This is a genomic window from Methylophaga sp. UBA2689 (genome assembly GCA_002354555.1).
Lineage (GTDB): Bacteria > Pseudomonadota > Gammaproteobacteria > Nitrosococcales > Methylophagaceae > Methylophaga.
The window spans coordinates 1-11,640 of record DELT01000054.1 but is presented as its reverse complement, the minus strand read 5'-3'; the positions used below and the strand labels follow the sequence as shown (position 1 = coordinate 11,640).

Sequence of the window (11,640 nt, the reverse complement as noted above, 5' to 3'; positions counted from 1 at the left end):
GTGGGAGTCACTTCGGTCAGCAATGTGACTGGATAGAAAAAACCATCGGTATCGGGTAATTCGCCCCCTAATAAACATTTCGCACCCGCAGCAACTGTATCTTCCACCTGTCGATGCAGATTCAGCTGCAAATCCTTGCGAGCAATCGGCCCGATATCGGTACTCGGCTGTAATGGATCGCCCATTTGCAATTTTTTGAGTCGGTTTAATAACAGCTCCACAAAATGATCGTAGATTTCAGCCTCGACAATAATTCGCTTGGCAGCTATACAGGACTGTCCTGCATTAATGATTCGTGACAGTGTCACCACATCCGCTGCTGTTTCCAGATCAGCATCGGCCAGAATAATACTGGGATCCGAACCACCCAGTTCCAGAACACATGGTTTAATTTCACTGCCCGCAATTTCGGCTACTTTCCTGCCCGCTCCACCAGAACCGGTAAACGAAACAGCCATTATGCGTGGATCTCGAATCGCTAATTCTACTTCCGGTGTTTCCAGGGGCAAATTCACCATAATATTTTCCGGTGCGCCAGCTTTAACAAAGGCATTTGCGATTGCCTGGGCTGTTTGCGGCACATGGGGATCGTGTTTCATCACACAGGTGTTGCCCGCCATCAGCGCGGGTGCCAGATAGCGGAATGCCAGCCATAAGGGTGCATTCCAGGGCAAAATTCCCAGCAAAGTACCCAAAGGTTGATAACAGACATAACTAAGTGAAGCATCCGATTCGATTGTGTCTCTGGTCAGAAATTTTTCGGCATTATCAGCATAGAATTCTGCACAAAAAGCCGCTTTTTCAACCTCAGGTACCCCTTCTCTTATTGGCTTACCCATTTCCAAGGCCATCAGTTGTGCCAGATCATGTTTTTCTGCACGTAGCTGTCTGGCAACTGCACGTAACACCTCAGCACGCTCCTCAAAACTTCGATCACTCCAGTCAGCAAAAGCTGCGCTGGCCTCACCGATTCGAGCATACATGTCATGTTTACTGAGACAGGGGAAACTATCGATTTTTTCTCCGCTGTACGGGTTTGTTGCTATAAGCATGTTGACCTCTGTAGATTAACTGGCAGATTTTTGGGCATGCTGAGGTTGTTTATCAGCTTTGGATTCGTTTTTGTTGCCCTTATCCAGTGAAATAAGTTTTTGTTTGCCCTGATCGGCTTTGACGACAAAATCTCTGTCCATGGTGAAAAAGGACTCGCAGCCATCTTCGGTTATATGAATGGTGTCAGAGATGCCGCAGGTTTTATCCCCATCAACACCCCACATCCACGGGATAATATGAAACGTCATGCCAGGCTTGAGCACAGCGGATTCACCTTGTTTGAGACTAACGATATACCCCTCATCCCAGCTGGGTGGAAAGGCGATACCAATTGAATATCCAGACCGCGTCACCAGTCGTGCACCGATATCATTTTTAGTAATGATATTGCGAATCATATTGTCGGCATCGGATACGGTCATGCCAGGCTGGAAGTTCTTATGCACCGCGTCCAGCGCCATTTTCATGATTTCCTGAGCCTTGTACATTGATGGACTTAATGCACCCAGAACAATCGTACGCATCATCGCTGTGTGATAACGACGATAACACCCCCCCACTTCAAGGAAGACATGTTCATTTGGCTGCACAATCCGGCCTTCCCAGGTGGCATGGCCAATCATGGTGCGTGGTCCAGAAGTCACATACGGCATAACCGCTGGCGGCTCACCGCCAGCTCTAAACATTGCTGCGCTGATTGCTGCACCAATTTCATTTTCAGTGACATCTGCCTGCACTGCATCAATTCCGGCTTGCATACCTGCTTCAGTCGCTCTGGCAGCATTCTGCATTAATGCAATTTCCATCGGTGATTTGCATACCCTTCCTTCCTCTACGATGCCAAAGCAATCCAGCAATTTGCCATCGGTCAAAGTGGTATGGATGCAGTCCTGATGATAGGCAGGGAAAAAGTAGCTGTTACGTTCATATCCAATGCGTTTTTTATCCAGTCCAAACTCACGCAGCGCATCCACCAGCATCTGAATGGCATCACCTGTATCAGGATACGGCCGGGTAATATCTAACCAGGTTCGATGGATTACATTAGATTCTTCCAGTTTACGGGTGATCATGAACGGTTCATCTTCCAACGGCACTACCAGTGCCTGAAAGAATGAGTAGCCAGTTGTCTGGTAATCCGTCAGATACATAATATTTTCAGGATCGGAAATGACCACAGCATCCATATGTCGTTCGGCAATACGTTCTCTTAACTCGCGTAGTCGTCGCTCGTATTCTTCAAACGGAAAAGTCATATCATCACGCTGTCTCATGCGGCTTCCTCCATTTGCATGACTCTATCAGTCACTTCAACCAGAATATCCAGTCCCGTCTTTAAGTCAGATTGGGGCGTAGTTAATGGTGGGATCAATTTGACAACCCGTCCACCGGTACCACAGCTGGCAATCAGTAAACCGGCTTCAAAACATTGATTCACAATGGCTTTGGCTCTATCTCCATTGCCTACATCCAGTCCCAGGATCATGCCTTTACCAGTCACATTCACATCTGGATATCTTTGCGCCAATGGGGCCAGTGCTTCAGCCATTTGTTGGCCGTTGGCTTTGACTTGTTTCATCAACTCATCATTGTCAAAATAAGCCAGTGCCTGATCACCCGCGACAAAGGAAATATCCTGGCCTCTGAACGTACCGGTATGCTCACCGGGCGACCAGTGTTCATCAAGTTCCGGCTTCACCAGATTCATCGCCATCGGTGTGCCCATGCCGCCAATGCCTTTGGCCAGGCAGATAATGTCAGGATCAATACCCAGATCATCAAAACTGAAAAACGAACCGGTTCGGCCAACGCCCACCTGAATATCGTCGACGATTAATAATGCCCCGACTTCTTTGGCCAATTTTGCCAGGGCCTGCAGCCATTCTTTTGATGCTACCTTCACACCGCCTTCAGCCTGTATCGTTTCAAGCAAAAAGGCTGCAGGCGGAGCAATACCGCTGGAGCTGTCTTTATAAATTGCTGTTAACTGATCAATACTGTTCATACCGCAACCCAGTTCACAGCCCGGACAGACCTCTTCACAGCCAAAGGCAAAATGTTTTACATGGTTGAGAGGCACACCAGCTGCATTACGGAAGTACTGATTAGCCGTGGCGCTCAATGCCCCCAAAGTCATGCCATGAAAGCCATGACTGAAAGCCACGACATCCTGACGTCCGGTAACACGTCTTGCCAGTTTCATTGCAGCTTCCACTGCATTGGTGCCAGTGGGGCCCATAAATTGCATTTTATGGGGCATATTGCGAGGTTTCAGAATGGTATCAGTGAAGTGCTGCATAAACTGCCGTTTAGCAGTGGTGTGCATATCAAGGCTGTGTGTTACGCCATTGGATTGAATGTAATCGACTACGGCTTTGGTCATACGCTGATTGTTATGACCGAAATTTAATACCCCGGCCCCAGCAAAAAAATCAATATATTCCTTGCCACTTTCATCAGTCTGCCGGGCATTGACTGCTTTATCGAATACCACCGGATATACTCTGCAATAAGCGCGGATCGCAGACTCTCTTTCTTCAAATATACTCATTTAAATCTCCTCTTGAACACGTCACTGGGACGATTTAGGGCAGTTCCTCCGGAACAGGTACGCCAACTCCGACCAGGCGCGAAAACAATCGTGTGACCACCGGTATCAGGCGATCGTTAAAGTCGTAATAAGGGCTGTGGCATGGCACCTGGTTCTCGGGGCCGTCATCACTGCCAATCAACGCAAATGCGCCGGGAATATGTTGCAGGTAGTAACTGAAATCTTCGGAGGCCATAATCGGCGTCGACGTAATAAAATCCAGTGAATCAGCACCATTAATGTCCTGCCATAACCGCCGCATGTTTGTGGCCTGTACCGAATGATTAATGGTTGCGTCATAGCGTGGAAAATTTTCCACTTCAGCCACCACACCATAACTCGCGGCAGTTTGCTGGCTGATCTCAGTGATCAATCGATAGATTTCATCACGGGTTTTTCTGTCTGGAACCCGGATACTGCCACCGAGAACAGCATTTTGCGGAATAACAGTAGGGCCGCTTGGCGCTTCAATTGAAGTAACGCTGATCACTGCAGCTTGCTGAGGCGCTAGGCGGCGACTGATAATCTGCTGCAGATTTAGGGTAATCGCACTGGCCGCTAACACTGGATCACGGCACAGTTCCGGCTGACTGGCATGGCCGCCTTGCCCGTGCAGGGTAATTTTAAACGTGCCATTACCACACATCACCAAAGCATCGGGACAAAGCATTTGACCAAATGAAATGGCCGGCCAGTTGTGCCAGCCATAAATTTCATCAACCCCATCAAGCGCGCCATCTTTGATCATTTCTCTGGCGCCATGACCGCCTTCTTCAGCTGGCTGAAAAATAAGGCTGACAGGTCCTTTCAGTTGCGCTTCGTGATACTTGAGCCATTTTGCTGTCGCTAATAAGGTTGCAGTATGACCATCATGACCACAGGCATGCATACATCCCTCATTCATTGAACTCCAGGCTTTCAAAGTGGCTTCGTGAATGGGTAATGCATCCATATCACCGCGCAAGGCAATGTGTGGCCCAGCCGTTCCATTCGGATTCAGTAAACCTACCGTGCCAGTACCGGCGCAGCTGCGCCAGCTAATATTCAGTGAACTGAGAATCTCACGCACCCGCTCAGCGGTGCGATGTTCCTGCCAGCCCATTTCCGGATGAGCATGGAGTTCACGGCGGATTGTTTCAGCTGTGGTGATGGTGTCTTGCCAGACATCTGACATGAGCCCTCCCCTGTTTTGGACCGAGCAACAAAATTGTCGGGTGATCCGTTATAAAACCTTGTCTGTTAACAATGTGACTTTTTAGTGCAATTTGCAATGCAATATGATGATTCTGCTATAAAGAGAGCGTTCTCAAATCAGGAGCAATTGCTATGCCACTAGTGACTGGTTGAAGAATATTTGGTTCAAATAACGTGTTTTCAGGATCAATTGAATATCATAACCGCTTCATTTTACTACCAATACTTTTCTATGCTGATGTGCCCTGGTTCGCGTCGGCTATGTTTCCTGAGGCCGCGTTTTAACAGTACATTCATCGTATCCTGCACCATATCAGGGTTACCACAAAGCATTACATGACTGTCATTATCGATACTTCCCCCGGCACGTAATTCAAGTTTGGAGTCCATTATCGCTGCAGGAATCCGACCAGCAATAGCGTAATCACATGCCTCACGACTTACCATTGGAATATAACTGAATTGATGGGTATGGTTTTCAGCAATATTGCGAATCATTTGTTGATAGGTCAGCTCTTCCATATATCGCACAGAATGGACCAGCGTTATCCGTTCAAATTGTTGCCACACGTCGGGAGTTTTAATAATGGATAAAAACGGACCAATGCCGGTACACGTTGCCAGTAAAAATAACTTTTTGGCTGGCGGCAATTGTTTTAATGTTAATAATCCTGTGGCCTTGGCAGCAACCTTGACGCTATCTCCGGGATTAAGCTTTGCCAGCTTTGTGGAGAATATTCCGCCAGGTACTTCAATGAAATAAAAATCTAGCGGTTGTTCACCAGGTGCATTTACCAGCGAAAATGGTCGACTGACTTCTTCACCTTCAATATCCAGTGCCAGTCGGGTAAATTGTCCGGCATCAAACATTTCTAAAGGCGCTTCAACCCTCAGAGAGTGTAGGGTTGAGGTCCATTGTTTATTTTCTACAACCCGACCTTCGTGCCACTTTGACATGGATATCTCCTGATAGCGTTTATTTAATGACCATATCAACTTCTGCTGGGTTGCAGCAAAACAGAATCATTAATTTATTCATCGATTCAATGGCGTTGCAATTATCTTGATTCAAGATCGCCGTTACTTATGGTTAACAAAATAACGGATGTATTCCAATCTGTAACCTGATTGTAAGGCTATTTTGTACTATCATATGTGGTAATTACCTTTGCATGCATTAATGAGAGATCCTATGAATTCAGTGCTGGATATGCAGGCCTTAAAAGCTGCGACAGTCAACACCGTACCGTTCCCTTTTTTCAAGGTAGAGCGTTCGATCCGTCAGGATGTGCTGGATCGTGTGATTGGGGATTTCCCTGACATTGGTGACGGGGGTAGTTTCAACGTTGATGATGTATCAGTAAATCCTGATTTCAAAGCGTTCCTTGATTCCATCGACAGTCCAGAATTCAGACACGTTATTTGCGAAAAATTTGATGTCAAAGTGATGGATCTGCCGATGATGATGACTTTGCGTGGTTACTCAAGACAGAAAGATGGGCGCATTCATACTGATTCCAAAACCAAGCTGGTCACCATTCTGATTTATTTGAATGAAAGCTGGGATGCTGCCACGGGAAGATTACGTATTCTGAACAATTCACAGGATATGGAAGATTATGTCGATGAAATTATTCCCGGTCCTGGTTCATTAGTCGCGTTTAAAGTGACGGATAACTGCTGGCATGGCTACCCTAGTTTTGAAGGCACACGTCGCTCTATCCAGATAAACTTCCTGACCAGCGAAGCCGCTGGTAACAAACATCGTTTTTTTCACAAATTAAGCGCCAAGCTTAAAAACTGGTTGAGAAAACGTAAAGTAAAGGCGGTTTAATCAATGTCCTATCTTCAGGATCCGCGAGTTTTATTCGCTGCAGAGCGTACATTACTCGCCTGGAATCGCACTGGTTTGACGTTTATCATGTTCGGTTTTTTGATTGAACGTTCTGGTTTATTAATTGAAGTATTATCAAATGGTCAGGAACACTTGAATACCACCATGACCTTCATAATCGGCCTGGCTTTTATTCTACTTGGCAGTGTGACCACAGTGTATGCTGCCAGACAATTTCAGCGTGTGTTAAAAACGCTTGGGGAGTCTGAATTTCCCGAAGGATACCGGACGCAATGGGGCGTCATTGTAAGTTTAATTGTTGCTTTGCTGGGCAGCCTGTTGGCTATCAGCCTGTTCCTCACCTACAATTGAGTCCCATAACATGTCTAAATGGTTATTATTAAGTATTGCTATACTTGCCGAAGTTTTCGGTACCAGCTTTCTCAAAGCTTCTGAGGGGTTTACCCGATTCTGGCCATCAGTAGCTGTTATCGTAGGTTACATCGTCGCTTTTTACTTTTTAGCTTTATCGTTAAAAGTCATTCCTGTCGGTATCGCTTATGCGATCTGGGCAGGGATTGGTGTGGTATTAATCGCTTTAATCGGTTGGATTGTGTTTAGTCAGAAACTGGATACCCCTGCCATCATTGGCATTTCAATGATTTTAGGCGGCGTAGTGGTGTTAAATGTTTTTTCCAGTAGTTTGACGCATTAGACGCCTCAGGTATTTTCCACCTTGTTTGGAGAGAACTTCCAGCAGGAGTTGAGGCGCATTTCGTCCTACTGCATTGCAAATGACTTATGTAGAATAACGACACCTCATCATTTGCGTCCTCTTAATCGAAATGAGCTTCCAGCAGTGGTGGTTATGAAACAAACCCAAGCATGATGAATATTTCTGCTTTAAAAAAGCCCAATGCAGGGCATAACTTTTCGGATTTTTTATGAGCTCGTCAGACCCATCGCAAAACAAAATTGAAAACGGCCCTTTAATGGATGCAAATTCATTGGGTCATGCATTACGTTATGTCTTTGCTGGTCGGTTGGCGTTGCCTGATGGACATCTACCAGAAGCACAACATATCGTCCCGGACGATTTTGTCGGTGTGGGCGTGACCACCTCCGAGGATCCCGCTGTCGATGATTATATTCTGCAACAACTTACTGAGCTGCAGATTAAACAGGTACGGCTCGATTACACATATGGTGATGAGGGTGGTCCGGTAACACGTTTACTGGAACGCTTACTGGCGACCGATATCAAAGTGCTATTGCATCTGGTCCAACCTTTTAACGAAGCTCAACAAATGAAAACCGGCAGCGCACAACTGCGCTGGCGTGAATTTGTGCAAACCGCTGCCAGCCGCTTTGGATCACGAGTCACAGCGATCGAGGTAGGCTCAACCAGCAACCGTCGACGCTGGGCGGGCTATGACACTGAAAGTTTTTTTAATACCTGGCGTATTGCCTATGAAGAAATAAAATCCCGGCATATCAAAATTGCCGGACCGAATATTTCTGATTTTGAACCGCTACATAACATTGCTGTGTTAACACGCTTACGCCGTGATAATCAATTACCGGACATCCACACAAATAATCTGTTCAGTGAGCGGGTGACCGAACCGGAACGCTTTGATCATCGGATTTTTGGCACTAAGCTCGCTATGCGTTTGAAAGTGAACCTGGTGAAAAAAGCACGGATTCTGAAAAAGATCAGCAATGATTTTGGGGTAAATGAATTTATATCGCCAGCGGCTTTCTGGACCTTGCCAAGGATTCGGCGGGTCTTGGTTAATGGTGAAGAAAAGCAAGCAGATTATTTAAGTCGTTACCTCACTTTACTCGCTGCTTCCGGTGCTATGCAGCAGGCTTATTGGGGACCATTTATCTGTCATCGAGAAGGACTGATTGATGACGGTTATGAGGTTTACCCCAAGCTGGAACGTATTACCCATTACCGTTCAGTGCTGGGAAATCGCGAGGACTTTCGTCTGCGTCCCTCATTTTATGCGATGCAGAATTTTATTCGATTGATCCCAGGCAGTCTGTATGAAGGTCCTTTGGCGACAGCTGAAGCCATTGAAGTTCATGCATTTCGCAACAAGGATAAATTAATCCATGTGCTATGGACCGCCAACGGTCAGGCAATGCCAATGCATGCTTTATATGCTCCTGCACAACTGGAGGATGTTGAGGTTATATCCCGTGATGGAACGACTGTCAGTGAAAAACCCGAGTTTGTCACTGAAACTCCCGTATTCCTGTGCTGGTCAGCTGATAAAAAAATTCAGTTGAAAGCAAGTCCAAAGGCCCGGGAACGCATATCATTATATCGTCATGCTCGTGGTAAAAACCTGTACGGATTTGAGCAGGATGGCTGGAAAGGCGTACTGACTGCTGAAAATGCTTCCCAGGCAGAGGAGCTGAAACTGAAGCTACATCCGGCCTATCTTCCTAAAGCAACCGAAGCAAACACTTTACGCAAAGCCCGGAATGTTATCTGGCGTATCGATAATCTGCTGGATCAGACCGTTGTCGCTAAAAAACCATTGCGTATGCCTGCGCATAAACGGCTGCTTGATAAATTTAAACCCTGTAAGTCCAGACGCAGCTGGAACGCCGCAGCCGAATTATTACGCCGAGGAATTCCTACGGCTCTGCCTATCGCCTACTTTGAACAGGCAGATGATAAAACACTGACTGAAAACTATTATCTGTGTGACATGGTTGATCATGATTTCTCCGCCAGAGATATTCTGACGGCATTTAATGAAGGTGCAACCGAATACCAGGATGTCAGAGAAGACGATTTATACCAACAACTCAGTCAATTCCTGTTGGATTTGCATGGGCGTGGCGTGTTTTTCCGGGATTTGGCTGGCGGCAATATCCTGATAAAAAAACAAGCCGGTGACAAACTGGGCTTTACGCTTATCGATATCAACAGGGCGCGTTTTTTCAACCGTAATGCGACACTATCCGAGCGTTTGTCGGATCTCACCCGGATATGCAACAAACTGCACTGGTCAGGGCGGGAAAAACTGGTTGGGCATTATCTTCAGCATACCAAGTATAAAATGCCGTTTAACTTCCGTTGCCGTTTACCTTTTTATCTTTATGATTTTAAAGTTAAATTCAAACGTCGCTATGGACGCAAGGCTATTAAACGTCTGTTCACTAAACTGCGTGGCAACCATTAAAAGCCGGTGACTTTTATTCTGTAACAACTCGGCGTAGATTGAGGTCTGTTGATCATTAACGATCAACAGATCCTGAAGTTCTGCTAATGAAGGAGAACCTGCAATGACGCTGGAAAATGTTACCTTTATTTTGGGATGGACGACTGTCCTCAACTATCTGGCATTGATATTCTGGTTTACGCTTTATGCTGTTTGCAGTGACAGAATTTACCAACTCCACACTCACTGGTTCACACTAAGTCGAGAGCAATTCTCACAGCTGCATTATATGGGCATGATGGTTTATAAATTAGCCATTTTTTTGTTTTTTCTGTCACCTTATATTAGCTTGAAATTTGTGCCATCATAAGCTTGCCTGTTAAAAGCGGTTGATTGTTCAAATTCAACAACGGTGGCGACTATGCAAGAGTAACAGGCCCAGATCACCAATTATTTTCCCCAATTTCATCTCAACTGATGCCGTCAAAAACATGCAGGTAGCTTTTTTGCGTGAATAGATTTGTTCAATGGAGTTTATTGTGAATTCACAACCTGACATTATTATTTCCGAACTCGATTACAGCCGTATCGATAATTTGTTGCGGGCCACAGCAGGCATTGCGACAAATATCAAATCCGCTTTGTTAACCGAACTTGAGCGTGCAGAGCTGGTTGCTCCAGAACAGATTCCGGCCAATGTGGTGACAATGAATTCTCAGGTAAAATTTTCAGTTATCTCTACCGGGGTAACTTTTACGCTGAAATTGGTCTATCCAAAAGATATGGATGACTCTGGTAACACCATCTCAATTTTAGCGCCAGTCGGAAGTGCCATGCTGGGATTAAAGGAAGGAGATGAAATTGACTGGCAGGATGGTCAGGGTGGAATGTTACAGGTGAGAATTGAAGCCATAGAATATCAACCGGAGCGTGCAGGTGAATATCACCGATAACTCTGGTCAAATGCATCTGGAGTTTAATATGTTTAAAAAGTGGCTGGTCTTGTTGTCGATTTTGTTTTTCAGTGCTTGCAGTACTGAAGAAGCTGATGAGCGTCACGTGATTATTGAAGATTTTCCGGCCAGCTACAGCGGCACTTTGCCCTGTGCTGACTGCCCGGGCATTGATTATCGCCTCAATTTATTCGCAGATAAAAGCTATTATCTGCAAATGCATTATCAGGATTCGGGCGAAAATTCGACCTTTTATCAACTGGGGCAATGGCAGCAAAATTCGGATCAGTTGAGATTGCTTTCGGACGATCCACAGCAAACAGCTTTCCAGATTGAAAAAGATGGCAACATCCGTCTTATGGATCAGGAATATGTCTTGATTAACAGCCCTTTGAATTATGAACTTCAGCGGGACAATAACTTTTATGCGGTCTATCCAAAAATGCAGTTTCACGGTATGTACAACTACATGGCCGATAGCGGAGTCTTTACTGAATGTCTTACCGGTCAGCGTTGGGTTGTCGCCCAGGAAGCGGATAACGCAGCACTTGAGTCGCTTTATCTGGAATATATCGAAGCGCCTAATCAGCCAATATTAATTGAAGCAACCGGTTACCTTGAATCAAGAGCAAATAGCGATACTGGAATATTGCAGCCAACGTTGATTGTCACAAAAGCTGATGACATATGGCCGGGAGAAACCTGCGGTCAATTAGGCTTCAATGAAAGTTTGCTGAATACTTACTGGAAACTGACCCGATTGAATGATGAGCCCGTTGAGGTTTATCAGGATCAGCGTGAACCCTCGCTTATTTTAGCCACTGAAGAGAATCG

Annotated in this window: 12 protein-coding genes; 7 read left to right on the top strand and 5 right to left on the bottom strand. The window is 45.7% G+C overall.

The window, feature by feature from the left end; translation table 11 throughout:
• From B3M51_RS05605 to B3M51_RS05585, 5 genes are all read right to left on the bottom strand, one after another.
• On the bottom strand, positions 1–1,052 hold a 1,052-nt coding region (locus B3M51_RS05605; RefSeq protein ID WP_292757441.1), incomplete at its 3' end, for an aldehyde dehydrogenase family protein.
• A gap of 15 nt (positions 1,053–1,067) precedes the next feature.
• A complete protein-coding gene (gene doeA / locus B3M51_RS05600; protein ID WP_292481238.1) occupies positions 1,068–2,327 on the bottom strand; it encodes an ectoine hydrolase in 1,260 nt (419 codons plus the stop codon).
• Positions 2,324–3,604, bottom strand: coding sequence for an aspartate aminotransferase family protein (locus B3M51_RS05595; protein ID WP_292757439.1), 1,281 nt, complete (start codon positions 3,602–3,604; stop codon positions 2,324–2,326). The genes doeA and B3M51_RS05595 overlap by 4 nt, the downstream gene beginning before the upstream one ends.
• A gap of 34 nt (positions 3,605–3,638) precedes the next feature.
• Complete coding sequence (gene doeB2, locus B3M51_RS05590; RefSeq protein WP_292757437.1) at positions 3,639–4,817, bottom strand: N(2)-acetyl-L-2,4-diaminobutanoate deacetylase DoeB2; 1,179 nt, start codon at positions 4,815–4,817, stop codon at positions 3,639–3,641.
• Between the two features lie 236 nt (positions 4,818–5,053).
• Entirely contained in the window at positions 5,054–5,794 is a 741-nt protein-coding gene (locus B3M51_RS05585) for a ferredoxin--NADP reductase (RefSeq protein WP_292757435.1), read from the bottom strand.
• A 235-nt stretch (positions 5,795–6,029) separates the two neighbouring features.
• Here B3M51_RS05585 and B3M51_RS05580 point away from each other — a divergent pair, with 235 nt between their 5' ends.
• From B3M51_RS05580 to B3M51_RS05555, 7 genes are all read left to right on the top strand, one after another.
• Positions 6,030–6,671: a 2OG-Fe(II) oxygenase gene (locus B3M51_RS05580; RefSeq protein ID WP_292757433.1), complete on the top strand. Its 642-nt coding sequence runs from the start codon at positions 6,030–6,032 to the stop codon at positions 6,669–6,671.
• 3 nt (positions 6,672–6,674) lie between these two features.
• Entirely contained in the window at positions 6,675–7,043 is a 369-nt protein-coding gene (locus B3M51_RS05575; RefSeq protein ID WP_292481247.1) for a YidH family protein, read from the top strand.
• A gap of 10 nt (positions 7,044–7,053) precedes the next feature.
• Positions 7,054–7,386, top strand: coding sequence for an SMR family transporter (locus B3M51_RS05570; RefSeq protein ID WP_014706394.1), 333 nt, complete (start codon positions 7,054–7,056; stop codon positions 7,384–7,386).
• A gap of 229 nt (positions 7,387–7,615) precedes the next feature.
• Positions 7,616–9,874, top strand: coding sequence for a lipopolysaccharide kinase InaA family protein (locus B3M51_RS05565; protein WP_292757431.1), 2,259 nt, complete (start codon positions 7,616–7,618; stop codon positions 9,872–9,874).
• Positions 9,875–9,977: 103 nt separating this feature from the next.
• On the top strand, positions 9,978–10,223 hold the full coding sequence (locus B3M51_RS14400) for a DUF6868 family protein (protein ID WP_292481250.1): 246 nt from the start codon (positions 9,978–9,980) through the stop codon (positions 10,221–10,223).
• A 169-nt stretch (positions 10,224–10,392) separates the two neighbouring features.
• Positions 10,393–10,806: a nucleoside diphosphate kinase regulator gene (rnk, locus tag B3M51_RS05560; RefSeq protein ID WP_292757429.1), complete on the top strand. Its 414-nt coding sequence runs from the start codon at positions 10,393–10,395 to the stop codon at positions 10,804–10,806.
• 28 nt (positions 10,807–10,834) lie between these two features.
• Positions 10,835–11,640: copper resistance protein NlpE N-terminal domain-containing protein (locus B3M51_RS05555; protein ID WP_292757427.1), on the top strand; the 806-nt coding region annotated here is incomplete at its 3' end.

Excerpts from the sequence above, each read along its gene's own strand:
- B3M51_RS05595 (WP_292757439.1), bottom strand. The coding sequence starts at position 3,604 with ATGAGTATATTTGAAGAAAGAGAGTCTGCGATCCGCGCTTATTGCAGA.
- B3M51_RS14400 (WP_292481250.1), top strand. The coding sequence starts at position 9,978 with ATGACGCTGGAAAATGTTACCTTTATTTTGGGATGGACGACTGTCCTC.
- B3M51_RS05580 (WP_292757433.1), top strand. The coding sequence starts at position 6,030 with ATGAATTCAGTGCTGGATATGCAGGCCTTAAAAGCTGCGACAGTCAAC.
- B3M51_RS05570 (WP_014706394.1), top strand. The coding sequence starts at position 7,054 with ATGTCTAAATGGTTATTATTAAGTATTGCTATACTTGCCGAAGTTTTC.
- B3M51_RS05565 (WP_292757431.1), top strand. The coding sequence starts at position 7,616 with ATGAGCTCGTCAGACCCATCGCAAAACAAAATTGAAAACGGCCCTTTA.
- B3M51_RS05575 (WP_292481247.1), top strand. The coding sequence starts at position 6,675 with ATGTCCTATCTTCAGGATCCGCGAGTTTTATTCGCTGCAGAGCGTACA.
- doeB2 (WP_292757437.1), bottom strand. The coding sequence starts at position 4,817 with ATGTCAGATGTCTGGCAAGACACCATCACCACAGCTGAAACAATCCGC.
- B3M51_RS05585 (WP_292757435.1), bottom strand. The coding sequence starts at position 5,794 with ATGTCAAAGTGGCACGAAGGTCGGGTTGTAGAAAATAAACAATGGACC.
- doeA (WP_292481238.1), bottom strand. The coding sequence starts at position 2,327 with ATGAGACAGCGTGATGATATGACTTTTCCGTTTGAAGAATACGAGCGA.